Source organism: Pseudomonas sp. H3_C08 (genome assembly GCF_054669455.1).
Map to the genome: position 1 here is coordinate 5,154,107 of NZ_CP162803.1, position 22,476 is coordinate 5,176,582.

A 22,476-nucleotide genomic window follows, 5' to 3' on the forward strand; every position below is an offset into this window, starting at 1 on the left:
ACGTGGACGGAGCATACACAAGCAGATCCCGTTGCCAAACTGCTCAAGATCATAATTTCACTTAAACTTTTCCGTCCTTTGCCACCGGCCAAACCCTGGGAACGCGGCGGGCCAATGCCTGTAGCCAGTGACCGACCGGTCGTCATCGACAGGAGTTTCATCGGCTAATGCAAAGCTCGGTTTGCCCGGGCCTGCGGCGCACCCTAGAATGCCCCGATGCGCGATGATCTCTCCCTTCTGCTGAACTCCCTCAACGATGCCCAACGCCAGGCCGTAGCAGCCCCCGTTGGCCGTCAGTTGGTCCTGGCCGGTGCTGGCTCCGGTAAAACCCGAGTGCTGGTGCACCGTATCGCCTGGTTGATCCAGGTCGAAAACGCCTCGCCCCACTCCATTCTGTCGGTGACCTTCACCAACAAGGCCGCTGCGGAGATGCGTCATCGCATCGAGCAGTTGCTGGGGATCAACCCGGCCGGCATGTGGGTCGGCACCTTCCACGGCCTGGCGCACCGCTTGCTGCGGGCGCACTGGCAGGAAGCGGGCCTGAGCCAGACTTTCCAGATTCTCGACAGCGATGACCAGCAACGGCTGGTCAAGCGGGTGATCCGCGAACTGGGCCTGGACGAGCAACGCTGGCCAGCCCGTCAGGCGCAGTGGTTCATCAATGGCCAGAAAGACGAAGGCCTGCGTCCGCAACACATTCAGGCCAGTGGAGATTTGTACCTGGCGACCATGCGCGGCATCTATGAGGCCTATGAGGCGGCGTGCCAGCGTGCCGGCGTCATCGATTTCTCCGAACTGCTGCTGCGTGCCCTCGACCTGTGGCGCGATCACCCGGGCCTGCTGGCGCATTATCAAAAGCGCTTCCGGCATATTCTGGTGGACGAGTTCCAGGACACCAACGCCGTGCAGTACGCCTGGTTGCGCTTGCTTGGCAAGGGTGGCGACAGCCTGATGGTGGTCGGCGACGACGACCAGTCGATCTACGGCTGGCGCGGCGCGAAAATCGAGAACATTCATCAGTATTCTTCCGATTTCCCGGATTCGGTGACCATTCGTCTGGAGCAAAACTACCGCTCCACCGCCGGCATCCTCAAGGCCGCCAACGCCTTGATCGCCAACAACACCGGGCGCCTCGGCAAAGAGCTGTGGACCGACGGCGGCGACGGCGAAGCGATCAATCTGTACGCCGCGTTTAACGAGCACGACGAAGCACGCTACGTGGTCGAAACCATCGAAAGCGCGCTGAAAACCGGCTTGGCCCGCAGCGATATCGCGATTCTGTACCGCTCCAACGCCCAATCGCGCGTTCTCGAAGAAGCCTTGCTGCGTGAGCGCATTCCCTACCGCATTTATGGTGGCCAGCGCTTCTTCGAACGTGCCGAAATCAAGAACGCCATGGCCTATCTGCGTTTGCTTGAAGGTCGTGGCAACGATGCGGCGCTGGAACGGGTGATCAACGTGCCGGCCCGAGGCATTGGCGAGAAAACCGTCGAGGCCATCCGCGATCACGCGCGCCACAGCGATGTGTCGATGTGGGAAGCGATGCGCCAACTGGTCGCCAACAAAGGCCTGACCGGTCGCGCCGCCGGGGCGCTGGGTGCGTTTATCGAGTTGATCGAAAATCTCGCCGCCAAGTGCATGGAAATGCCGCTGCATTTGATGACGCAAACCGTCATCGAGCAATCCGGTCTGATCGCTTATCACGAGGCGGAAAAAGGCGAGAAAGGCCAGGCCCGGGTAGAAAACCTTGAGGAACTGGTCAGCGCCGCGCGCAACTTCGAGAACACCGAAGAGGATGAAGAACTGACGCCGCTGGCGGCGTTCCTCGGCCATGCTTCGCTGGAAGCCGGGGACACTCAGGCTGACGAACACGAAGACAGCATTCAGCTGATGACCCTGCACAGCGCCAAAGGCCTGGAATTCCCTTACGTGTTCCTCGTGGGCATGGAAGAAGGCCTGTTCCCGCACAAGATGAGCCTGGAAGAACCGGGGCGTCTCGAAGAAGAGCGGCGTCTGGCTTACGTGGGGATTACCCGGGCGATGCAGAATCTGGTGATGACCTATGCTGAAACCCGACGCCTGTACGGCAGCGAGACCTACAACAAGGTTTCGCGCTTCGTGCGCGAAGTACCGAAAGGCCTGATTCAGGAAGTGCGCTTGTCGAACAGCGTCAGCCGACCCTTCGGCGGCAATCAGTCGATGAGCGGCAGCAATCTGTTCAGCGGCAGCGAGATTCCGGAAACGGGTTTCAGCCTCGGTCAGGCGGTACGCCATTCGATCTTTGGTGACGGCGTGATCCTCAACTTCGAAGGCGCCGGCGCCCAGGCACGGGTGCAGGTGAATTTCAGCGAAGGCAGCAAATGGCTGATGCTCGGTTACGCCAAGCTGGAAGCGATCTGACGCCGATTTCGCTTTTCTGTGGGAGCGAGCCTGCTCGCGAATGAAATCACCGCGGTTGATCTGATAAACCGTGGTGCGGCATTCGCGAGCAAGCTCGCTCCCACAGGATCTGGGTCGGCAGGTTGATCAAAGGACATTTCCATGGGCTCAGGCTTCTTTTCTTCTTGGACATTCTGGGCCCTGCTCTCGGCGACTTTCGCCGCATTGACGGCGATCTTCGCCAAAGTCGGCATCGAAAACGTCAATTCCGACTTCGCCACCCTGCTGCGCACCATCGTGGTACTCGTCAGCCTGGCCTTGATTTTGTACGCGACGGGCCAATATCAATCTTTGGGATCGATCTCTGCGAAGAGTTATCTGTTCCTGCTGCTGTCTGGCCTGGGAACCGGTGCGTCGTGGCTGTGCTATTTCCGCGCGCTGAAAGTCGGTCCGGCCTCGCTGGTCGCGCCAGTGGACAAACTCAGCGTGGTGCTGGTGGCGGTGCTCGGCGTGATCCTGCTGGGCGAGAAACTCGACCTGCGTCAATGGGGCGGCATCGGCCTGATCACCGCAGGTGTGGTGATGCTCGCTTTTCGTCGCTAAACGAGCTTTCTCACTGAACCTGTCCCGATTTCCTACAACCAAAAGTACATAGCCTTATTGTCCCGACCGAGCTGAACGTAACCTGTCAGGCAAAAGCCCGAAACACTCTCTCGCTAGCCAGTAACACTTCAGCTGTGCAACATGGCGCGCGTGTCTCCACAAACGGGAATTCCCTTTATGAAACGTTTTCTTAGCATCGCCATGGCGTTGTGCATCGGCCTGACGATGAGCCTCGACGCCAACGCCAAGCGCTTTGGTGGTGGCAAAAGCGCCGGCGCTGCGCCGACGCACCAGACCAGCCAGATGGCTCCTTCTTCTCCAGGTGTCGGCGGCGCTGCGGCGACCGCAGGTGCTGCCGGTGCCGCAGGCGCTGCCGCCAAGGCCGGCGGTGCTTCGAAATGGCTCGGCCCTCTGGCCGGTATCGCCGCCGGTGGCCTGCTCGCGTCCATGTTCATGGGCGGCGGCTTCCAGGGCATGCAGATCTTCGACATCCTGATCATGGCCGTGATCGCGTTCGTGATCTTCCGCTTCATCGCCGCGCGTCGACGCAAGCAGCAGGAGCAGTTCGCTCCGGCCGGCGCGCCGATGCAGCGTGAAGTGTTCGAGCAGAAGCCTGCCGCCATGGGTTCGATCTTCGGTGGTTCGGCCGCACCCGCCGCCGCTCGTCCGGTGATCAACGCGCCAGCCTGGTTCAATGAGCATAACTTCCTTGAAGCTGCCCGCAGCCACTTCCAGGCGCTGCAGCAGCACTGGGACGCCAACGAGATGGACAAGATCGCCGAGTTCGTGACCCCGCAAATGCTCGAGTTCCTCAAGCGTGAGCGTGCGGATCTGGGCGATGCGTTCCAATCGACCTACATCGACAACCTCCAGGTGCAACTGGATGGTGTTGATGACCGCGCCGACAAGACCATCGCCACCCTGACCTTCAGCGGTGTGTCGAAGACCTCGCGTTTCGACCAGGGCGAAGTGTTCAGCGAAAGCTGGAACATGGAACGTCCGCAGGGCGAGAACCAGCCTTGGCTGGTTGCCGGTATCCGCCAGAACGGCTGATCCCTTCCAGGCGTCACTTGCCGTAATAAAAAACCCCAGCCTCGGCTGGGGTTTTCTATTTCGCGGTTGCATCTATAGCGAGCTACTGTATAAACCGGCCCATATAAACCGCGCCATTCAAGCAAGAGGATCCCGGACGTGGAAGAAATCATCGAACAACTGCGTGAAGCCAACGAACCCGTGCCGGTTCCATTGGAGTTGCCTGACGAAGATCTGCTGGTCGAAATCGAAGAACAGCTGTTCATCGACATTCCGTTTGTCTTCAGAGAGTTTTTGCTGACCGTCAGCGATGTGGTGTACGGCAGCCTCGAGCCGGTGACCGTTACCGATCCACAATCCCACACCTACTTGCCGGATGTTGCCGCCAACGCCTGGGATGCCGGTGTTGATCGCAGCCTGATTCCAATCTGTCAGGACGGCGATGACTACTACTGTGTCGAAGAGGATGGCACGGTGGTGTTGTGGCAGGCCGAAGAAGAGTTGATTGCCGAGGAAACCTGGGAATCGGTATGGCACTGGGCGCGGGACGTCTGGCTGGAAAGCTGATCGGCCAGCCGCCCCGTATGATCAATGCCCCGACGACTCCTTATGGTTGTCGAGGGTTTCCAGCAGCGCCACTTGCATCCGCGTGTGCACGCGGATGAACCAGCGCCAGAGCAGCGCCGCCACGGCCGCCGCCACCACAGCGATCAGTACCAGCAACTTGTTGGTCGGCAAGATACTGGCCGACAAGGCTGCCAGCAGCAGGAAAATCACCAGCAGCGAGAGAATCGGGATCACTTCGGAGATCACCCGGCGCACTCGCTGTGTATGACGCCCGGCCATCTCGGGCTTCACACCCATCTCCGCCAGCAGCATCGACAACGCCTTGAGCTTGCGATAAGCGGCGATCAGGAACGGCAACGACACCAACAATGCCCCGCCCCAGATCAACGCCTTCTGCCAGCTCGGGTCGCTGATCCAGTCTTGCAGCCACAGCGAGATGCGTTCAGCGAAATACGCGCCGGCGAAGAAGATCGCAATCACCAGCGCCAGGTTGACGCCGACTTGCAGCAAGATCTTGCGAATGATTGACGCCAGCATCGCACCCTCGCCTTGCGGCTGAATGCTGCGCAGCCATTCGCCATACATGCCCAGCACGCGGCCGAGAGGCTTGGGCACAGCCGCGGACAACTTGATCGACAGCGGATCAGCCGCGCGGATCAGATACGGCGTCAGCAAAGTGGTAATCACCGACACCGCCACGGCGACCGGGTAGAGGAAGTTACTGGTCACCTGCAACGTCATCCCGAGAGCGGCGATGATGAAGGAAAATTCACCAATCTGTGACAGCCCCATCCCCACGCGCAGTGAGGTACGTCCGTCATTGCCGGCGATAAACGCTCCGAGACCGCAGGACAACATCTTGCCGAGTACAACGGCTACGGTGATCACCGCAATCGGCCACGCGTATTCGAGCAGAATCATCGGATCGAGCATCAGCCCGATAGCGACAAAGAAGATCGCGCTGAACAGGTCGCGAACCGGCTCGATCAGACGCTCGATTTTTAGCAGTTGTCGCGACTCGGCCATGATCGCGCCGATCAGGAACGCACCGAGTACCATGCTGTATTCGAGTTTGACCACCAGCAGGCAGAAGCCGAAACACAGGCCGAGCACGGTGATCAGCAGCATCTCGTTGCTTTCGAATTTGGCCACATAGGCCAGCAATCGCGGCACCAGCAGAATGCCGATGACCAGCGCGACGATCATGAACAGCGACAGTTTGCCAACCGTGGAAAACACTTCTCCGGAACTGACCGTGCCGCTGACGGCGATGCTTGAAAGCAGTGCGATGATGCCGATGCCGAGGATGTCTTCGACGATCAGCACGCCGAAGATCAACTGCGCAAAGCGCTCGTTTTTCATCTTCAGATCATTGAGGGCCTTGACGATGATGGTGGTCGAGGAGATTGCCAGAATCGCGCCGAGGAACAGCGAGTCCATGGTGTTCCAGTCGAACCAGCGGCCGATTTCATAGCCGATCCAGATCATCAGGACGATCTCGAGGAACGCCGCAATAAACGCCGTGGCGCCGACCTTGAACAGCTTGCGCAGGCTGAACTCCAGGCCGAGGCAGAACATCAGGAAAATCACCCCCAGCTCGGCGAGGGTCTTGATGGTGTCTTCGTCGTGGATCAGGCCGAACGGCGGGGTGTGCGGGCCGATGATGAAGCCGGCGACGATATAGCCGAGCACCACCGGCTGTTTGAAGCGATGAAACAATACGGTCACCACGCCCGCGACCAACATGATCACTGCCAGATCCTGAATAAAGCTGATGGCATGCATGGTGTGGGCTCCTTGAATGACGAGGCCCGCCAGCAGACGTCAGAAAGGTCTGGGCGAGCGTAGTAAAAGTCCGCTTTTCCTGTGGGAATTGCCTTTGTAAGGGGCTTTTGCAGGTTAACACCGCGACTTGCGGCTGGAAGGCGGTGCAATATATGGAAACAGATCGATTCCGGCGTGACGGCGGCCAGTCGCCCGGCGTCCCGATAACGGTGCTTTTGAAAAGCGACCAGGCACCCGCAGAGGTGCTTCCAGCAATCAGCCTTGATCCGTGAGAACGTTATGGAACCCGGAAACGCCCAGCTGTCGATGACGGTACTGATGACCCCCGACATGGCCAACTTCTCTGGCAATGTCCACGGTGGCACCCTGCTCAAATACCTCGACGAAGTGGCCTACGCCTGCGCGAGCCGTTATGCCGGTCGCTACGTGGTGACGCTGTCGGTGGATCAGGTGATTTTTCGCGAGCCGATCCATGTCGGCGAACTGGTGACCTTCCTCGCGTCGGTCAACTACACCGGCAACACCTCAATGGAAGTCGGTATCAAAGTCGTTACCGAGAACATCCGCGAGCGCTCGGTGCGCCACACCAACAGCTGCTTCTTCACCATGGTCGCGGTGGATGACCAGCGTAAGCCGGCCGCCGTGCCGCCGCTGCAACCGCAGAACAGTGAAGACAAACGTCGTTACATGCAGGCGCAGCAGCGTCGGCAGATTCGTCAGGAGCTGGAAAAGCGCTATCAGGAGATCAAGGGCGACGCCTGATCAGTCTTTGAACTGATGCTGTCTGAGCTATAGCCTTCGCGAGCAAGCTCGCTCCCACACTGGACCTGTGGCGTACACAAAACCAAATGTGGGAGCGAGCTTGCTCGCGAATGGGGGCAGCGCGGTCTTACAGACTGATCGCCGTCGCCTCGAACTTCACCCGCGGATGCGCAATCCGGTCCTGCGCCCGCACCAGTTGTAGCTCATAACTGGCGCATGCCTGCGTTTCCAGCAGCACCTCATGCACCGCCGCCGCGGTGAATTCGAACGCCGCCACCAGACTGTCACCCAGCAGCACCCGCGCCAGGAACAGGCCGGATGTCAGATCGCCCACACCCACTGGCTGACGCGGGAACGCCAGCAACGGACGGCGCAGATGCCAGCTGCCTTCAGCCGTCACCAGTAGCATTTCAAAGCCATCGGCCGGTTTGCCCGGATAATCCAGATGCTTGACCAGTACTGCTTTCGGCCCGCGCGCCAGCAAGGCCCGCGCCATTGCCAGGCAATCGAACAGCGACTGCGGCTTGCGCCCGGAGAAGCTGTCCAGCTCCAACTGGTTTGGACACATGATGTCCGCTACGGCCGCCGCCTCTTCCAGCAGGAAATCACTGACCTCGGTCGGCACGCTGCAGCCCTTCTCCGGATGGCCCATCACCGGATCGCACAGATACAGCGCCTTCGGATTGACCGATTTGATGCGCTCGACGCCGCTGAGAATCGCCCGGCCCTGCGCCGCGCTGCCGAGGTAACCGGACAGCACCGCATCGCAATTGCCCAGCTCGCCAATCGCAGCAATCCCTTCGACCAGCTCGGGAATCTGTTGCGGTGCCAGCACTTCGCCAGCCCACTGACCGTACTGGGTGTGGTTGGAAAACTGCACGGTGTTGAGCGGCCAGACATTAACCCCGACCCGCTGCATCGGAAAAACCGCGGCGCTGTTGCCGGCGTGGCCGAACACCACATGGGACTGAATGGCGAGCAGATGAGGCGTACGTTTCATTCGGGTCATTCCGTAAAACGATTGAAATTCAAGCCGCGCAGTATGCGACGAAACGCAGCCTGTACGACAGACCAGCGACGCAGTTAAGCTGACGCTATCTTTTGGAGTTCGATGTTGATGCTGACCCTGGAAAACATCTTCGTGCTGATACTGTTCGCCGCTGCCGGCGCGTGGTTATGGCACAACCACGGCTTGCGCGAGCGCGCGCTGGAGCGGGTCAAACAGCATTGCCTGAACGTACGGGTCGAGTTGCTCGACGGCAACGTTGCCCTGAAGAAGATCGGTTTCATCAAGGACGCCAACGGTCGCCGACGACTGGCGCGGGTGTACAACTTTGAATTCACCGTGACCGGCGAAACCCGGCATAACGGCACCATCACCCAGTTTGGCGCGCACAGTGCGCAGATCGAACTGGCGCCCTACCCGGCACCGTTCGACGACACGCCGCCAGTAGTGGAAGTGCACAAGCCGCGGGCGGAAGTGATCGAGTTGAGCCAGTGGCGGCAAGAACATACGAAGTGGAAACCGTAAAAATCGCAGCCTTCGGCAGCTTCTACAAGGTGCACAAAAATCCCATGCAGGAGCTGCCGAAGGCTGCGATCTTTTGATCTAACCCTCCCGACACCCCGATAGCTCCCGCTGCAACACCTCAACATCCTGTGCTTCAGCGAAGATCAGCTCGAGTCGCGAATCTTTTCGCCATTCACTGGCTTGCCAGATCAGTTCGGCATTATTCAAAGCATTAGCCGACACCCAACCCTCCGAGCTGTGGATAACCAGTTTCGCCCGCTGCCAATTGAGGCTGGCTAGCCAGTCAGCAATGTGCCGCTTGTCGAACGTCTGCCCCGGATGCCAACGCCAACCAATACTCCAGCCTCCCTCCTGCGCCTGACTCAGGCAAATCGGCAGCGTCGGATCAGTCCAGACGGCCGGCATTTGTCCTAATCCCTTGGGTACGGCCAAATTATCCACACCGTTGACCGCTTTTGCGGCTAGGCCCGGCAGTTCGCCCAGGCTTAGTTGCGCCTCTTGAGTCCAGACCAACGGCACTGCCGGCAACTGACTGGCGATTTTTTCTCTGGCCCTGTCATCAAGGTTTTCAGCCTTGTTCAACAACAGCAGGCCAGCGGCTTTTAAGGCTTCTTGTTGCGCTACCGGCAAGGCTTTCCCTGCCTGCAGCGCTTGAGCATCCAGCACCAACACACACGGCTGCACCGCCAGCACACCTCGCCACGGCGCCTCATTCAACTGGCTAATCAGCTGCGCCGGATGCCCCAGCCCGGACGGTTCGATAAACAACCGATCCGGCTTCGCCTTGCGCAACAACCGCCCCAGGCCAATCTGAAACGGCGCGCCGTTGACGCAACACAGGCAGCCGCCGGCCACTTCGCCCAGTGCGATACCCTCGGCGTCACTCGTCAACAGGGCGGCGTCGAGGCCGATCTGGCCGAACTCGTTGATCAATACCGCCCAACGTTCGCCTTCTGGACGCTGGGCCATGAGTTGGCGAATCAGGCTGGTTTTTCCGGCGCCCAAAGGGCCAGCAATGACATGGGTAGGAATGTTCTGCAACATGGCCGGGAGCTTTCTTGGGAGATTCAAAGATGCGTTGGAGGGGATGGTCGTTGCTGTTGGCGCTGCTGTCGAGTGAAGCATGGGCCCAGGCCTGCGTGGTGCACAGTCAGGGCGAGCGGCTCGACGTCAAAGTCTGTCAGCAGAACCGCAATATCCCGGAGAAACTGTTCAACGACGGTTTCTGCCAGCCGACGCTGGCCGGGCAAAAAGTCGAAGTGCAGTACGTCGATCAGTGCCCGAGCGGTGCATTTGGCGTGTGCAGCAACGCGCAAGTCGCCAATATGCCCTATCGCCAGGATATCCACTATTACGGCGTGGCCACGGATGCGGCGTATCTGCAACCGTACTGCGAAGGCCTGAGCCAGGGTAAGTGGCTCAAGCCTTGAGGCGTCAGCCGAGCCAGTCGAGGGTCAGTATCAGACGGCGCTGCCCCGCGTCCGGGTGCGGCGAGCGGTGGATCAGGCCAAAGCCTTCATTGCCGTGCCATTTCTCGCCTTTCAACAGCGCCACGTCGCCGCTGTTGAGTTGCTGGATTTGCACGTGGGGCTCGGCGTTGGCCTGCCCCAGCTGACGGCGATCCATCGCACCTTCCTTGAGCCATTGGCTGCCAACACCCGCATAAGTCGTGATCAGTCGCACCGGCACGTGATCGACATGGAAGCGTGGACACATGGCTTTATCCAATACCCGCAGGCGCAGGCCCACGCGCTTTGCCCCCAGTAAGCAGGCGAATGCGCTGACCAGCCATTTCAGGTCGGCGATAAAGCCCTCGTAGCCTTCCAGATCACGGAAGCCTGATGCCACACCGGTGAGATCAGGCTCGGCGTCCTCATCCGGCAACTCAAGGCACAACGATTCCGCCAAGGGTTCATTGAGCGACAGCAGCAGGTGAGCGAACTCGCTGATGTGCAACGGCAGTTGGCGTTGCCAGACGGCGAGGTTGGTGTCGTCTTCGAGGATTCGCGTCAACGCCTTCGGTGTCGGACCTTGATGCTGATGGCGCGTACGGTTCTGCAGCAGCTTTAGCGCGAGCATCAGGCAGCCTCTTCGTGCCAAGGGCCGAACGGATCGGGCAACAATTGCCAGCCTTCGACACCGAGCGCCATTTCTTCATCGTTGAGCAGGCAGGCATCCAGTTCGGCTGAGAGCTGTAGGAAATCAATATTTTGACCGATAAACACCAGCTCCTGGCGGCAGTCTCCTACGCTCGACAGCCAGTTTTCCATGATGGCAGCGGTGCTTTCCTGATCTTGTGGCCACTGCTCCTTTGGCACGAAACGCCACCAGCGCCCGGCAAAACCGTGGCGCATCAAACCACCGGCTTGCGACCAGCTGCCGGCGTCGGTGGGTTTGCTCGCGAGCCAGAAGAAGCCTTTGGAGCGCAGCAATTTCCCGTTCAGCCAAGGACGATCGATAAAGCTGAAAAACCGTTGCGGGTGAAAGGGTCGGCGGGCGCGATAGGCTGTGGAGGCGATGCCGTACTCATCGGTTTCCGGCACGTGTTCGCCGCGTAATTCCTGCAGCCAACCCGGTGCCTGTGCGGCTCTCTCGAAGTCGAAACGCCCGGTGTTGAGGATTTTCTCCAGCGGCACCTCACCCATCACCATCGGGATGATTTCCGCTTGGGCGTTGAGACGCTGGAGGATCGCGATCAACTCCTCACGCTCGCGCTGGCTGATCAAGTCGATCTTGCTGATCAACAACACGTCGGCGAACTCGATCTGTTCGATCAACAGATCGGTGATGGAGCGTTCGTCTTCTTCGCCAAGGATCTCGCCACGGGACGCGAGGCTTTCCGCTGCCTGGTAGTCCGGCAGGAAGTTCACACCGTCGACTACAGTGACCATGGTGTCCAGACGCGCGATGTCGGAGAGACTCTGGCCGTGCTCATCGCGGAAGGTAAACGTCTCTGCCACGGGCAGTGGCTCGGAAATCCCGGTGGACTCGATCAGCAGGTAATCGAAGCGATTTTCACGGGCCAGCTTGCTGACTTCTTCCAGCAGGTCTTCGCGTAACGTACAGCAGATGCAGCCGTTACTCATTTCGACTATTTTTTCTTCGGCGCGGTTCAGGCTGACATCACGCTGGACTTCGCTGCCATCAATGTTGATCTCGCTCATATCATTAACGATAACAGCCACGCGCAAACCCTCTCGATTACGTAGTACGTAATTCAAAAGTGTACTTTTTCCAGCGCCGAGAAATCCTGAAAGTACGGTGACGGGCAATTCTGCTGACATTGGATAATCCTCTTCAGAAGGCAGCCAATTGGCGCTTTTACTGGCGCATGGCGTTTTTGCGCTTCCCACGGGTGGATTACGTAGAAAACCAACGCCTTGAAATCGGGCTGCCCAGGCTTAATTCAAATCAATGTTATATTATAACAATAAAAAGAAACCAGCCTTCTCTTGTCTTGATCGACAAACAACAGGAAGCTTCACCAATCCCGCACCCGGAAATCGCCATGAGAAATGCGCTGAAATGCTCGATGTTGAGCCTTGGGTTGTTGCTGGGCGGCAATGCCTGCGCGCAATTGCCGGCACTCGCCAGCTGCACACGCAGCGCCAACCTGCTGGCTTGTGTCGACGCCGATGGCAACGCTTATAGCGTCAATACCGCAGGCAACACCCTTTATCTGCGCGGTTTTGAGAAGAATGGCCAACGTTATTGGGCGCAGACCAACAGCCGTTTCGGGCAATTGACGTTTTTCACCGGGATCGCCTCTGACGGCGAAGCCTGGGTTGGTTACACCCGACGTGTCGGCTGGACGACCATCAATCGTTTCTCCAGCTCGGGCGGCAGCAGCGCAAAATTCACCTGCAGCCGCATTACCGGCTGTTAAACCTGGGTGTTTTTCTGCGCCTGCTGCCAGGCAAGGTAGCTGTCGATGGGCGGATTCTTTGCAAAATAACGCTGCAATCCTTCAAACAAACCGTTGGCCACGGCCTGCTGATGTCGCGCAGTAACCAGCCGTTGACTGTCGCGCGCATTGGAAATGAAGCCTGTCTCCACCAGAATTGAAGGTACGTCTGGCGATTTCAGGACCGCGAATCCTGCCTGCTCCACACGCTTCTGATGCAGCGTAGTGATGCCGGCCAGACTGCCAAGTACCGTGCTGCCCAACTGCAGACTGGCAGCGATCGTCGCGTTCATCGACATGTCGAGAATCACCCCCGCCAGCATCGGATCCTTATCTTTCAGGTTGAGCGGACTGGTGGCGCCGAGCAGATCCGCACCGTTCTCCCGCTGCGCCATGAAACGCGCCGTCGCCGATGTCGCACCGCCCTCAGACAGGCAATAGACCGACGCGCCGGAAGCAGTCAGACGCGGCGCTGCATCGGCATGCACTGAGATAAACATGTCCGCCTTATGCTGACGCGCGATCTCCACGCGTTTGCGCAACGGCACGAAAAAGTCGTCATTGCGCACCAGTTTTACATTGAAGCCCCTCTCTTTTTTCAGGCGTTTGGCGAGCAGTTGCGCAATGGCAAGCACCACATCCTTTTCCCTTTCGCCCTTGGCACCGACAGCACCGGGATCCTTTCCGCCGTGCCCAGGGTCAACGACAACAATGATGTCGCGTCTGGGATGCGCTTTCAGCGCAGGTGTTTCACGTGGAACCATTGGCGTATTTGGCGTTGATTTGGCGCTAACCAGATCCAGAACCAAGCGATGGCCCTGGCCGTCCTGCGGCGCCAAAAGGAAGCTGTTCAACAGCACCCGATTGCTCAGATCCAGAACAATCCGCGTGTCACCGTGACCAAAAGGCCCGGAGCGAATCGAACGAATCACCGTTCCATTTAGCGCGAGCTGACGGAAATCTGCGCCTACGCTCGCACTAGACACATCAATTATCAGACGTTCCGGGGCCGTTAGCGTGAAGGTTTTATAGCGCACCGGGCCGCTTAGATCGAACACCAATCGTAGCTTTTCATCCGAGCGCCATAGGCGCGCATTACGAATTTGCGTAGCTGAAACACTGAAAGGGAGAGCGAGGGCCGCGCTGGCCAGGATCAGATTAAGCAAGTGGCGTCTGTGCATATGAAAGCCTGTTCATGAAAAAGGCATCGTGATTTGAATTGTTATAATGTAACATTCAATTCAATCAACACGACGGTCCCGAACATGAATTCGATGACACTTCCGGATATCGCCGCGCAGGCCGCACGCCAAACTTTGCCACTCGAATGGGTGGGCATGCGCGGCATTGCGTTACCTGTTTTGTTAGAGGGTCAGCGCTTGAGCGCCAAGGCTGATGCGGGTGTCAGTCTTGATGATGGCGAGGCGCGTGGCATTCACATGTCGCGGCTGTATCTGGCCTTGGAAGCACTCGAACAGAAGAACCTGTCCCCAGCGTTACTGCATCAGGTGCTCAAGGATTTCCTGCAAAGCCACGAAGGTCTATCCACCCGCGCCTACCTGAATATCCACACCGATTTGCTGCTAAAGAGGTCAGCGCTGATCAGCCCATTGGCCGGCTGGAAGTCTTATCCCGCGAGCATTTTCGCCAGCCTGATAAATGAAGTGTTCCACGTGGAACTCAAAATCGAAGTGCCCTACTCCTCAACTTGCCCTTGCTCAGCAGCCTTGGCGCGACAGTTGATCCAGCAGAAATTCATCGCCGACTTCGCCAACAAAGCTCTACAACACGCCGACGTTCTGGCATGGCTTGGCTCGACCCAAGGCATCCTTGCCACGCCTCACAGCCAACGCAGCACAGCACAATTGCACCTTCACCTCGACGACTTCATTGATGAGTTTCCTCTTAGCGTGATCATCAATGACGCTGAAGCTGCCCTCGGCACCGCCGTACAAACCGCCGTGAAACGCGCAGACGAACAAGCCTTCGCCCTCGCCAACGGGCAGAACCTGATGTTCTGCGAAGACGCGGCACGCCGTCTGAATCTGGCCCTGCGACGTACTCCCGGTATCAGCGCATTTCAACTGCGAGTGATCCACGCCGAAAGTCTGCACGCTCACGACGCCGTCGCCGAAAGCCATTGGCAGCGTGAGCAAGCATGATCCGCTGCCAATCCCTGAGTTGGGGTGCGCCCGGCCAACCACTGACCGTGCCCCTGGACCTTGAACTCGACAGCGGCAGCCTGACGGCGATCATCGGCGCCAACGGCTGTGGCAAAAGCAGCCTGCTGAAAGTTATCGCCGGGCTACAAAAGCCATTGGCAGGCAATGTCGGGCTGAGTGTCCCACGTCAAAGCGGGTTGTCCTTTCTGCCCCAGCAACAGCATCTGGATCGCCAATTCCCCATCAGCCTTGAAGATCTGGTCGCCGCCGGTTTCTGGGGACGCAGGCTCGCGACTCAACTACGAAGCCAGCGCCTGAAAGACGCACTGGCGAACTGGCACCTGAGCGGACTTGAGCAACGCCCACTCATGGCCCTGTCCGGTGGCGAACTGCAACGCGCCCTGCTCGCGAGACTGAGCCTGACCGACGCGCCCGTGCTGCTGCTCGACGAGCCCCACGCCGCACTCGATGAACTCGGTCAGCAGTTGCTCTGGCAGCACATCCACGGCTGGCACGGCGAAGGTCGGACACTGGTCGTCGTGTGTCACGACCTCGCCGCCGTACGCCAACACATCCCGAAAACGTTGCTGATCAAAAACCGCGACTGCGTGTTTGGTGCAAGCGCAGAACTCATTCAGCAAACACCTCACACACAGGTGGCCTGATGCTCACCGTCGCCCACCTCTGGCAACCATTTAATGAGTTCGTGTTCATGCGCCGTGCCCTGCTCGGCGGACTGGTATTGGCGTGCAGCACCGCCCCCCTCGGCGTGTTCTTGATCCTGCGACGGATGAGCCTGATCGGTGACGCCGTGGCCCACGGTATCCTTCCCGGCGCGGCACTGGGTTTCTGGTTTGCCGGACTAAGCCTGCCCGCGCTAACGCTGGGAGGCTTGGGCGCCGGTTTGAGCATGGCTGGCCTCGCCGCCTGGATCACCCGTCGCACGGGCCTGCGCGAAGACGCCAGTCTCGCTGCGATCTATCCGATCTCGCTGGCCAGTGGCGTACTCATCCTCGGCATCGCCGGCAAACGCCTCGACCTGTTGCACCTGCTGTTCGGCTCAGCACTGGCCGTCGATGGTCCGACCCTCATCGGCATGTTGTGGGTTTCGGGATTCAGCCTGATCGCCATGGCGCTGATCTACAAACCGCTGCTGCTCGACACCCTCGATCCGTTGTTCTTGAGAACCGTCAGCCGCCTCGGCCCACTCGCCCACGGCGTGTTCCTGACGCTGGTCGTACTCAATCTGGTAATCGGTTTCCAGGCCATCGGCGCGCTGATGGTGGTCGGCCTGATGATGCTTCCCGCTGCGGCTTCGCGATTCTGGAGCCGCCGGCTGCCGACCCTGATTGCCATCGCGGCCGTCATCGGTTGCCTCTCGGTCTGGTTCGGCTTGCTGCTGTCGTTCTACTACTCGTTGCCGAGCGGCCCGGCCATCGTGCTGATCGCTGGCCTTGGCTATCTGTTGTCCGTGGTGTTCGGGCCGGTGCACGGTCTGTTGCGCCGCCCGCCTTTGCTCACATCCCAATGAGGTGCTTCCCGATGCGCGCTCTACTCGTGCTGTTCAGCCTGATGCTGTCGATGTCATTGTCGGCGGCAGAAAAACTGCCTGTGGTCACTAGTTTCAGCATTCTCGCCGACATGGTTCATCAAGTCGGTGGTGAGCATATCCAGATCACCAATATGGTCGGCCCGGACACCGATGCGCACACTTACGAGCCGACACCGGATGATGCGAAAGCGCTGCTCAGCGCCAAACTGATCATCAAGAACGGTCTTGGTTTCGAGCCGTGGCTGGATCGCCTCGTGACCAGCACCGAGACCAAAGCCACGGTCATCAGTGCCAGTCACGGCGTGATTCCACGCTCGCTGGATGAAGACGGCGAAACCGTTCCCGACCCGCATGCCTGGCACAATCTGGCAAACGCCGAGTTGTACGTCGCCAATATCACCAAAGCACTGATCGCTGCGGATCCCGCGAACAAGGCCGACTACGAACGCAACAGCAAAACCTACCTTAAGCAGATCTACGCCCTGCTCGCCGAAGCCAAAGCCAAACTCGGTGCGCTGCCACCGGGCAACCGCAAGATCGTTACCAGCCATGATGCTTTTGGTTATCTCGGTCAGGCCTACGGTATCGACTTCATGGCACCGCAAGGCCTGTCCACCGAACGCGACCCCTCGGCTGCCGAAGTCGCCGCGCTGATCACCCAGATTCGCCAGGCCCACGTCAAAGCGGTGTTCATGGAAAACATCAAGGACGCACGCCTGCTCAAACAGATCGCTGACGAAAGCGGCGCGCACATTGGCGGCACGCTGTACTCGGATGCCCTCGCTGCCAGCGGTCCCGCCAGTACCTTCACCGGTCTGTTCGAATACAACCTCAACACTCTTTACGACGCACTGAGCCAACCATGATCCGCAAGAATCCTTCAGGTGATTTGCCCCACATTGCCGAGTCGGCCTACGTCGATAAAACCGCGATCATCTGCGGCAAAGTGGTGATCGGCGAGAACGTCTTCGTTGGCCCCTATGCAGTCATTCGCGCCGACGAAGTAGACGCCTCAGGCGAGATGGAGCCGATCATCATCGGCGCCAATTCGAATATCCAGGACGGCGTGGTCATCCATTCCAAATCCGGCGCGGCAGTGACCATCGGTGAGTACAGTTCCATCGCCCACCGCTCGATCGTGCACGGCCCCTGCGTCGTCGGCGATCGAGTGTTCATCGGTTTCAACAGCGTCCTGTTCAACTGCGTCGTCGGCAACGGTTGTGTGGTGCGGCACAACTCGGTGGTCGACGGTCGGGATTTGCCGGACGCTTTCTATGTGCCCTCGACGACTCGCATCGGCCCGAACACCGACCTCTCGCAATTTCCACCGGTGAGCGTCAGCGCCTCGGAGTTTTCCGAAGACGTGGCGCGCACCAACGTCGACCTGGTGCGCGGCTACAAAGCCTTGCAGAACGAGTTCTGAACCATGAGCAGCGTGCTGATTCGCAACGCAAGGCTGGTCAACGAAGGACGCGAGTTCGACGGCGATCTGTTGGTCAGCAATGGGCGCATCGTCAAGATTGCCCGCAGCATCGAAGGCGAAAACGCCAAGGTTGAAATCGACGCGAAGGGCCAATGGCTGCTGCCGGGGATGATCGACGACCAAGTGCATTTTCGTGAGCCTGGTGCGCCAGCCAAGGGCAGCATTCATACCGAGTCGCGGGCGGCGGTCGCCGGTGGCATCACCAGTTTTATGGACATGCCGAATACAACCCCGGCCACTCTCACCCTCGAAGCGTTGGCGGATAAAAAGCGCCGGGCTGCGATCAACTCCGTGGCCAACTACGGGTTTCACTTTGGCGTGAGCCAGGACAACCTCGATACAGTGGCGGCGCTCAATCCGTGTGAAGTCGCCGGGGTGAAAGTGTTCATGGGCGCATCGACCGGCAACATGCTGGTGGACGATCCGAAGATCCTCTTGGCTCACTGCGAGCACACGCCCAGCATCAACGCCAATGCCGCCAACTTGCATGAGCTGTTCGGTGATCGTTTGCCCCCGGCTGCCCATGCGTTGATCCGTAATGCCGTGACCTGTTATCGCTCTTCTTCAATGGCGGTTGATCTGGCGAAACGTCACGGCACGCGCCTGCATGTTTTGCACCTGACCACGGCGCGTGAAGTGGCGTTGTTCGAGGACAAACCGCTGGCGCAAAAACACATCACGGCGGAAGTTTGCCTGCACCATTTGCTGTTTGATGATCGCGACTATCCCCACCTCGGCAACCTGATCAAATGCAATCCGGCGATCAAAACCCAATCCGATCGCGATGCACTACGCGCGGCACTGAACAGCAATCGACTCGATGTGATCGGCAGTGACCATGCACCGCATACCTGGGCTGAAAAACAGCGACCTTATGCGCAGGCACCTGCGGGTTTACCATTGGTGCAGCACGCTTTACCGGCACTGCTGGAGTTAGTGGCGGACGATGTGCTGCCAATCACTACGCTGGTGGCGAAGACCAGCCACAGAGTCGCGGATCTTTTTGCGATTCCCGATCGTGGGTATCTACGTGAGGGCTACTGGGCGGATCTGGTGCTGGTTGAGGCGCAGACGCTGGAGGTCGATCGGCAACCCATTCTGTCGCAGTGCGGATGGACGCCGTTTGCCGGGCGCAGCTTTCGGCATCGGGTGAATGCGACGATGGTGTCGGGGCAGATTGCCTGGCGGGAGGGTCGGGTGAACGAGGGATGTCGGGGGCTGGCGCTGAGGTTTATGCGCTGAATACGAAGACGCTTTCGCGAGCAGGCTCCCACATTAGACTGCATTTCAAAGGTGGGAGCGACGGTACGACGATTCGACCTGCTCGCGAAGCTTTTAAGCTCTTGGCTTCACAGCGCCGCAGTCCTGACCCAACCAAACCGCGCGAGTCTCCAGACTGCCCTTCTGATTGATCCCGATCGCATTGAACGTGCCGTTGGCCACGGTGGTGAATTCACGATCACTGAGGAACGTCGCCACCCCGGTACCCTGCGCTTTCGGGCAACTGAAACGGAATTTCCACTGGTTGCCCGTGCGGTCGGTAATCTGCTGTTTGCAGCCCGATTGCGGGTCGGCCAATGGAATATCGTTGGTCGCCACCTGCTCCGGCGTCAGACAGGCACGAATGCCCTTGCCGCCGATATTGATCCCGTTCTTCTCCAGCGCAGCACGCTGTTGCGGGGTCATCTGGCCTTGCAACTGGCCGAGGATCGATTGCACATCCATCGGCTGGTCATCGACCTTGACGTTGCTCGATGTCATTTCCCACAGCCCCGGCTGCAGCATCTGCGCCTGCGCAACCACCGGCAATGCCAAACCCAGGCCCAGCGCCAAACCCAGCAGACGAACGTTCATCGAAAAACTCCTGATCAGTAGTGGCCGTTAGACGTCGGCCGATTGCTTCGGTTCATGCCCCAATTAAATAGCGACATTCGCGGCAGAACATGGTCTGTTAAGCATTGAATCTTCCGGAGCAAGGCTGCCCCATGGATTATTTTGGACCGCACATTTTCGGTTATCTGATCGCCCTGATACACACCCTCGGTCTGATCGCCGCAATTCACGCGGTGCTCACCGTGCGCACGGCTCAAGGCTCGATCGCCTGGGCATTGTCGCTGATCTTCATTCCCTACCTCACGCTAATTCCGTACCTGGTATTTGGGCGCAGCACCTTTGATGGTTACATCAAGGCACGACGCCAGGCCAACGAACAGATGCGTCAGGCCATCTCCGAGTTGAACTGGCGTCCGTGGGTGGAAGAAGCGCTGACTGCACGCGCCTCGAATGCCTACGCTTCGTTACGCGCAATGCCCAAACTCGGGCGCATGCCATGTCTGGCGAATAACGAAGTGCAATTACTGGTCAACGGTGCAGCCACCTTCGACGCTATATTTCAGGCCATCGATCAAGCTAAAGAAGCGGTGCTGATTCAGTTTTTCATCATCCACGATGATCGGCTCGGTCAGCGTTTGCGTGATCTGCTACTGAAGAAGGCTGCTGAAGGCGTATCAATCCATCTGCTTTACGACCGCATCGGCAGCCACGCCCTGCCCCACAGCTATGTGCAGACGTTGCGTGATGGCGGCGTCGAGGTCAAAGCCTTCGCCACACGCAGTGGCTGGCTCAATCGTTTTCAGGTCAACTTCCGTAATCACCGCAAGATCGTCGTGGTCGATGGAGTGGTCGGGTTTGTCGGCGGGCATAACGTTGGCGATGAATACATGGGTGAAAAACCACCGCTGGCACCTTGGCGCGATACGCATGTGAAGGTACGTGGCCCGGTGGTCGCGTGTATGCAGGAATCCTTTGCCGAAGACTGGTTCTGGGCCGCGCGCGCACTGCCGCCACTGATCCTGCCTGACGAGTACCCGGATGACGGCGTGCTCTGCCAATTGCTCGCCAGCGGCCCGGCGGATGCCTACGAAACCTGCTCGTTGTTCTTTGTCGAAGCGATCCACGCGGCGACCGAACGGGTGTGGATCACCAGCCCGTATTTCATTCCGGACGAAGCCGTATTCGCCGCACTGAGGCTGGCCGTATTGCGTGGTGTCGATGTGCGATTGCTGCTGCCGTCGCGTCCCGATCACCGCATCGTTTACGCTGCTTCCAGTCTCTACGCCTTTGAGGCCGTGAGGGCCGGCGTGCGGGTATTCCGCTACGAACCCGGTTTCCTGCATCAGAAAGTGGTGTTGATCGACAGCGAGATCAGCGCGATCGGCAGCGCCAATCTGGACAACCGTTCGTTCCGGCTGAATTTCGAAGTGATGCTGCTGACCGTCGACAGTGACTTCGCCGCCAGCGTGGAGAACATGCTCAGCGCCGATTTCGCGCAAGCCTACGAGGTCGCCAAAGAAGAAAGCCGGGAGATCCACCGCCTGCAACAGGTCGGCATGCGGATCGCCCGGCTTATTTCACCGATTCTATGAAAGCCCTCACCGGTAAGAAAAGGACTGCTTAGCGGTTAAGGGTTGTAGATATCGTCGCGCGTCCACGGCAGTTCATGGCTGCCATCCGCATGCGCCTTCACCGCGAGGATCTGGTGCAGATTGATCCAGCCGCGCGCAAACGCATAAGCGCAACCGGCCAGGTATAGACGCCAGATACGCAGCGCTTGATCCGGCACCAGTTTGCTAGCGGCTTCCAGGTTGTCCTCCAGCCGCTCGCTCCAGTGGTCCAGCGTGCGCGCGTAGTGCAGGCGCAGGCTTTCGACGTCGACAATCTCCAGACCGGCTTCGCTGATCTCGGCCGATATCATCGCCAGGTGCGGTAATTCGCCGTTGGGGAAGACGTATTTCTCAATGAAATCCCCGGCACCACGTCCCACCGGGCGGCCGTCGGTGTGCTTGGCGGTGATGCCATGGTTCATCACCAGACCGCCCTCCTTCACCGCGCCAAACAGGGTTTTGCAGTACTCGGCCAGGTTGGCATGGCCAACGTGTTCGAACATGCCGACGCTGACTACCTTGTCGAAACGCCCGTCCTGAGGCAGGTCGCGATAGTCGAGCAATTGCAGTTCGACCTGGTCTTCCAGGCCTTCGGCTTTGACCCGCTCGCGGGCCAGTTCCAGCTGTTCCTTGCTCAGGGTGATGCCGAACACTTTCGCCCCGAACTCCCGCGCGGCATACCTGGCCAGCCCACCCCAGCCGCAACCGACATCCAGCAGATAGTCACCCGGCTGCAAACGCAGCTTGCGGCAAAGGTGGCGGAATTTGGCTTGTTGCGCCTGCTCGAGGGATTCGCTGCCGGTTTCGAAATACGCGCAGGAGTAGGCCATGTCGCTGTCCAGCCAGAGCTGGTAGAACGCATTCGACAGGTCGTAATGGTAGGAAATGGCTTTGGCGTCGGTTTCCTTGTCGTGCCAGGTACGCACTGGCTGACTGTCGTCATCTTCGCCGAGCAACGCGTTGCTCAATTCGTCGCAGACCCGGATGACCTCGCTGATCGAGCCCTCCAGTTCCAGCTTGCCTTCAACGAATGCCGCTCCGAGCGTGTCGAGGCTTGGATGGGTGAACTGGGTGACCATCGTCGGGTCCTTGACCACGATGGTGACGCTGGGCGCCGGCCCCAGATTGAACTCATGGCCATCCCAGAGTCGCAGGCGCAGCGGAAGCTGCAGATTCTGTAAGGCCGGTGGAAGTTGCGCGAGCATGGAAAATCCCCCTTGTTTCAGACGTCAGATCTGAGGGTAGACCATCCCGAAAAAATAGCAGGCTATCG

General features: G+C 59.0%; 23 protein-coding genes. 15 read left to right on the plus strand and 8 right to left on the minus strand.

From position 1 onward, the window contains the following. Positions 1–216: 216 nt before the first annotated feature. From uvrD to AB4N74_RS23585, 4 genes are all read left to right on the plus strand, one after another. A complete protein-coding gene (uvrD, locus tag AB4N74_RS23570; RefSeq protein WP_003229685.1) occupies positions 217–2,400 on the plus strand; it encodes a DNA helicase II in 2,184 nt (727 codons plus the stop codon). 141 nt (positions 2,401–2,541) lie between these two features. Further along, complete coding sequence (locus tag AB4N74_RS23575) at positions 2,542–2,982, plus strand: EamA family transporter (RefSeq protein ID WP_016984014.1); 441 nt, start codon at positions 2,542–2,544, stop codon at positions 2,980–2,982. 177 nt (positions 2,983–3,159) lie between these two features. Further along, positions 3,160–4,035: a Tim44 domain-containing protein gene (locus tag AB4N74_RS23580; protein ID WP_093429599.1), complete on the plus strand. Its 876-nt coding sequence runs from the start codon at positions 3,160–3,162 to the stop codon at positions 4,033–4,035. A 138-nt stretch (positions 4,036–4,173) separates the two neighbouring features. Beyond that, positions 4,174–4,581 (plus strand): SMI1/KNR4 family protein, encoded by a 408-nt coding sequence (locus AB4N74_RS23585; RefSeq protein WP_003187120.1) that lies wholly within the window; start codon positions 4,174–4,176, stop codon positions 4,579–4,581. A 21-nt stretch (positions 4,582–4,602) separates the two neighbouring features. On the opposite strand, the gene AB4N74_RS23590 is transcribed toward AB4N74_RS23585, so the two are convergent. Beyond that, positions 4,603–6,366 carry a cation:proton antiporter gene (locus AB4N74_RS23590; RefSeq protein ID WP_093429598.1) on the minus strand — a complete coding sequence of 588 codons (1,764 nt, stop codon included), beginning with the start codon at positions 6,364–6,366 and terminating at the stop codon, positions 4,603–4,605. A gap of 279 nt (positions 6,367–6,645) precedes the next feature. On the opposite strand from AB4N74_RS23590, the gene AB4N74_RS23595 reads away from it, so the two are divergent. After that, entirely contained in the window at positions 6,646–7,128 is a 483-nt protein-coding gene (locus AB4N74_RS23595; protein WP_003229693.1) for an acyl-CoA thioesterase, read from the plus strand. 127 nt (positions 7,129–7,255) lie between these two features. Here AB4N74_RS23595 and pdxY read toward each other — a convergent pair whose 3' ends face one another. Next, a complete protein-coding gene (pdxY, locus tag AB4N74_RS23600) occupies positions 7,256–8,128 on the minus strand; it encodes a pyridoxal kinase PdxY (protein WP_007912061.1) in 873 nt (290 codons plus the stop codon). A gap of 117 nt (positions 8,129–8,245) precedes the next feature. On the opposite strand from pdxY, the gene AB4N74_RS23605 reads away from it, so the two are divergent. Next, positions 8,246–8,659 (plus strand): DUF3301 domain-containing protein, encoded by a 414-nt coding sequence (locus tag AB4N74_RS23605; protein ID WP_026000521.1) that lies wholly within the window; start codon positions 8,246–8,248, stop codon positions 8,657–8,659. 78 nt (positions 8,660–8,737) lie between these two features. Here AB4N74_RS23605 and AB4N74_RS23610 read toward each other — a convergent pair whose 3' ends face one another. Then, positions 8,738–9,703, minus strand: a complete 966-nt coding sequence (locus AB4N74_RS23610) for a CobW family GTP-binding protein (protein WP_257356633.1) — start codon at positions 9,701–9,703, stop codon at positions 8,738–8,740. Between the two features lie 29 nt (positions 9,704–9,732). Here AB4N74_RS23610 and AB4N74_RS23615 point away from each other — a divergent pair, with 29 nt between their 5' ends. Further along, entirely contained in the window at positions 9,733–10,089 is a 357-nt protein-coding gene (locus tag AB4N74_RS23615; RefSeq protein WP_099757562.1) for an NADH:ubiquinone oxidoreductase, read from the plus strand. A 4-nt stretch (positions 10,090–10,093) separates the two neighbouring features. Here AB4N74_RS23615 and AB4N74_RS23620 read toward each other — a convergent pair whose 3' ends face one another. Together AB4N74_RS23620 and zigA are read right to left on the minus strand one after the other, a co-directional pair. Next, positions 10,094–10,738 carry a DUF1826 domain-containing protein gene (locus AB4N74_RS23620; protein ID WP_093429594.1) on the minus strand — a complete coding sequence of 215 codons (645 nt, stop codon included), beginning with the start codon at positions 10,736–10,738 and terminating at the stop codon, positions 10,094–10,096. Beyond that, on the minus strand, positions 10,738–11,943 hold the full coding sequence (gene zigA / locus AB4N74_RS23625) for a zinc metallochaperone GTPase ZigA (protein ID WP_320336116.1): 1,206 nt from the start codon (positions 11,941–11,943) through the stop codon (positions 10,738–10,740). Before zigA ends, AB4N74_RS23620 begins: the two co-directional genes overlap by 1 nt. 224 nt (positions 11,944–12,167) lie before the next feature. On the opposite strand from zigA, the gene AB4N74_RS23630 reads away from it, so the two are divergent. Then, entirely contained in the window at positions 12,168–12,545 is a 378-nt protein-coding gene (locus AB4N74_RS23630; RefSeq protein WP_460097370.1) for a glutamine synthetase, read from the plus strand. Here AB4N74_RS23630 and AB4N74_RS23635 read toward each other — a convergent pair. After that, positions 12,542–13,744, minus strand: a complete 1,203-nt coding sequence (locus AB4N74_RS23635; protein ID WP_460097372.1) for an N-acetylmuramoyl-L-alanine amidase — start codon at positions 13,742–13,744, stop codon at positions 12,542–12,544. The two genes, AB4N74_RS23630 and AB4N74_RS23635, sit on opposite strands and share 4 nt — an antisense overlap. An 84-nt stretch (positions 13,745–13,828) precedes the next feature. Between AB4N74_RS23635 and folE2 the strand changes: the two genes are divergently transcribed. From folE2 to AB4N74_RS23665, 6 genes are read left to right on the plus strand one after another with little or no spacing between them, the layout of a single operon-like run. Further along, complete coding sequence (gene folE2 / locus AB4N74_RS23640; protein WP_414927215.1) at positions 13,829–14,725, plus strand: GTP cyclohydrolase FolE2; 897 nt, start codon at positions 13,829–13,831, stop codon at positions 14,723–14,725. Further along, positions 14,722–15,390 (plus strand): metal ABC transporter ATP-binding protein, encoded by a 669-nt coding sequence (locus AB4N74_RS23645; RefSeq protein ID WP_320336113.1) that lies wholly within the window; start codon positions 14,722–14,724, stop codon positions 15,388–15,390. The genes folE2 and AB4N74_RS23645 overlap by 4 nt, the downstream gene beginning before the upstream one ends. Then, on the plus strand, positions 15,390–16,256 hold the full coding sequence (locus tag AB4N74_RS23650) for a metal ABC transporter permease (protein ID WP_099757569.1): 867 nt from the start codon (positions 15,390–15,392) through the stop codon (positions 16,254–16,256). The genes AB4N74_RS23645 and AB4N74_RS23650 overlap by 1 nt, the downstream gene beginning before the upstream one ends. 11 nt (positions 16,257–16,267) lie before the next feature. After that, complete coding sequence (locus AB4N74_RS23655; RefSeq protein WP_099757570.1) at positions 16,268–17,143, plus strand: metal ABC transporter substrate-binding protein; 876 nt, start codon at positions 16,268–16,270, stop codon at positions 17,141–17,143. Continuing rightward, complete coding sequence (locus tag AB4N74_RS23660) at positions 17,140–17,700, plus strand: gamma carbonic anhydrase family protein (RefSeq protein ID WP_093429587.1); 561 nt, start codon at positions 17,140–17,142, stop codon at positions 17,698–17,700. Before AB4N74_RS23655 ends, AB4N74_RS23660 begins: the two co-directional genes overlap by 4 nt. 3 nt (positions 17,701–17,703) lie before the next feature. Further along, complete coding sequence (locus tag AB4N74_RS23665) at positions 17,704–19,002, plus strand: dihydroorotase (RefSeq protein WP_460097376.1); 1,299 nt, start codon at positions 17,704–17,706, stop codon at positions 19,000–19,002. Between the two features lie 93 nt (positions 19,003–19,095). On the opposite strand, the gene AB4N74_RS23670 is transcribed toward AB4N74_RS23665, so the two are convergent. After that, complete coding sequence (locus AB4N74_RS23670) at positions 19,096–19,614, minus strand: DUF3617 domain-containing protein (protein WP_034152149.1); 519 nt, start codon at positions 19,612–19,614, stop codon at positions 19,096–19,098. 131 nt (positions 19,615–19,745) lie between these two features. On the opposite strand from AB4N74_RS23670, the gene cls reads away from it, so the two are divergent. After that, the gene (gene cls, locus AB4N74_RS23675) at positions 19,746–21,185 is read left to right on the plus strand and encodes a cardiolipin synthase (protein WP_099757572.1); all 1,440 of its coding nucleotides are present in this window, start codon (positions 19,746–19,748) and stop codon (positions 21,183–21,185) included. A 35-nt stretch (positions 21,186–21,220) separates the two neighbouring features. On the opposite strand, the gene cfaB is transcribed toward cls, so the two are convergent. Further along, positions 21,221–22,408 carry a C17 cyclopropane fatty acid synthase CfaB gene (cfaB, locus tag AB4N74_RS23680; RefSeq protein ID WP_460097378.1) on the minus strand — a complete coding sequence of 396 codons (1,188 nt, stop codon included), beginning with the start codon at positions 22,406–22,408 and terminating at the stop codon, positions 21,221–21,223. Positions 22,409–22,476 lie beyond the last annotated feature (68 nt).

What these genes read in the sequence shown, in the direction of transcription:
- AB4N74_RS23580 (WP_093429599.1), top strand. Translation starts at nt 3,160, where the DNA reads ATGAAACGTTTTCTTAGCATCGCCATGGCGTTGTGCATCGGCCTGACG.
- AB4N74_RS23615 (WP_099757562.1), top strand. Translation starts at nt 9,733, where the DNA reads ATGCGTTGGAGGGGATGGTCGTTGCTGTTGGCGCTGCTGTCGAGTGAA.
- AB4N74_RS23670 (WP_034152149.1), bottom strand. Translation starts at nt 19,614, where the DNA reads ATGAACGTTCGTCTGCTGGGTTTGGCGCTGGGCCTGGGTTTGGCATTG.
- pdxY (WP_007912061.1), bottom strand. Translation starts at nt 8,128, where the DNA reads ATGAAACGTACGCCTCATCTGCTCGCCATTCAGTCCCATGTGGTGTTC.
- AB4N74_RS23665 (WP_460097376.1), top strand. Translation starts at nt 17,704, where the DNA reads ATGAGCAGCGTGCTGATTCGCAACGCAAGGCTGGTCAACGAAGGACGC.
- cls (WP_099757572.1), top strand. Translation starts at nt 19,746, where the DNA reads ATGGATTATTTTGGACCGCACATTTTCGGTTATCTGATCGCCCTGATA.
- AB4N74_RS23605 (WP_026000521.1), top strand. Translation starts at nt 8,246, where the DNA reads ATGCTGACCCTGGAAAACATCTTCGTGCTGATACTGTTCGCCGCTGCC.
- folE2 (WP_414927215.1), top strand. Translation starts at nt 13,829, where the DNA reads ATGAATTCGATGACACTTCCGGATATCGCCGCGCAGGCCGCACGCCAA.
- zigA (WP_320336116.1), bottom strand. Translation starts at nt 11,943, where the DNA reads ATGTCAGCAGAATTGCCCGTCACCGTACTTTCAGGATTTCTCGGCGCT.
- uvrD (WP_003229685.1), top strand. Translation starts at nt 217, where the DNA reads ATGCGCGATGATCTCTCCCTTCTGCTGAACTCCCTCAACGATGCCCAA.
- cfaB (WP_460097378.1), bottom strand. Translation starts at nt 22,408, where the DNA reads ATGCTCGCGCAACTTCCACCGGCCTTACAGAATCTGCAGCTTCCGCTG.
- AB4N74_RS23655 (WP_099757570.1), top strand. Translation starts at nt 16,268, where the DNA reads ATGCGCGCTCTACTCGTGCTGTTCAGCCTGATGCTGTCGATGTCATTG.
- AB4N74_RS23610 (WP_257356633.1), bottom strand. Translation starts at nt 9,703, where the DNA reads ATGTTGCAGAACATTCCTACCCATGTCATTGCTGGCCCTTTGGGCGCC.
- AB4N74_RS23595 (WP_003229693.1), top strand. Translation starts at nt 6,646, where the DNA reads ATGGAACCCGGAAACGCCCAGCTGTCGATGACGGTACTGATGACCCCC.
- AB4N74_RS23645 (WP_320336113.1), top strand. Translation starts at nt 14,722, where the DNA reads ATGATCCGCTGCCAATCCCTGAGTTGGGGTGCGCCCGGCCAACCACTG.
- AB4N74_RS23635 (WP_460097372.1), bottom strand. Translation starts at nt 13,744, where the DNA reads ATGCACAGACGCCACTTGCTTAATCTGATCCTGGCCAGCGCGGCCCTC.
- AB4N74_RS23630 (WP_460097370.1), top strand. Translation starts at nt 12,168, where the DNA reads ATGAGAAATGCGCTGAAATGCTCGATGTTGAGCCTTGGGTTGTTGCTG.
- AB4N74_RS23620 (WP_093429594.1), bottom strand. Translation starts at nt 10,738, where the DNA reads ATGCTCGCGCTAAAGCTGCTGCAGAACCGTACGCGCCATCAGCATCAA.
- AB4N74_RS23575 (WP_016984014.1), top strand. Translation starts at nt 2,542, where the DNA reads ATGGGCTCAGGCTTCTTTTCTTCTTGGACATTCTGGGCCCTGCTCTCG.
- AB4N74_RS23590 (WP_093429598.1), bottom strand. Translation starts at nt 6,366, where the DNA reads ATGCATGCCATCAGCTTTATTCAGGATCTGGCAGTGATCATGTTGGTC.
- AB4N74_RS23660 (WP_093429587.1), top strand. Translation starts at nt 17,140, where the DNA reads ATGATCCGCAAGAATCCTTCAGGTGATTTGCCCCACATTGCCGAGTCG.
- AB4N74_RS23650 (WP_099757569.1), top strand. Translation starts at nt 15,390, where the DNA reads ATGCTCACCGTCGCCCACCTCTGGCAACCATTTAATGAGTTCGTGTTC.